Annotated in this window: 1 protein-coding gene; it reads right to left on the bottom strand. The window is 28.4% G+C overall.

All coding sequences use genetic code 11. The features are described 5' to 3' along the window. Nucleotides 1-232 (bottom strand): GW dipeptide domain-containing protein (locus UUA_RS19160; protein ID WP_155943290.1); only part of this gene is annotated, 232 nt, incomplete at both ends.

The raw sequence follows: 232 nt of genomic DNA, 5'->3' as shown, positions 1-232 counted from the left end.
CGTGTATAGTGTCGTTCCAGGTTTAATAGTATACGATTTATTTACTTTTGTTTTAGAAGTAGTAGTATTATAAATCGTTTCATTTTGTTTAACCCATCCATATAATTTTCCACTATTATAATCGGATACTAGGTAATATTTATCTTTACCAAGCTGTGCAGATTTTGTAACTGCTAAAGTATTATGAACTTGATTCGTTGTTTTTCCCTTAGAATCATATACAGTAGTATAA

The sequence above is a fragment of the Rhodanobacter thiooxydans LCS2 genome (assembly GCF_000264375.1).
GTDB classification, from domain to species: domain Bacteria; phylum Pseudomonadota; class Gammaproteobacteria; order Xanthomonadales; family Rhodanobacteraceae; genus Rhodanobacter; species Rhodanobacter thiooxydans.
The sequence above is the reverse complement of the archived record's forward strand: the minus strand, read 5'-3'. Positions and strand labels throughout refer to the sequence as shown.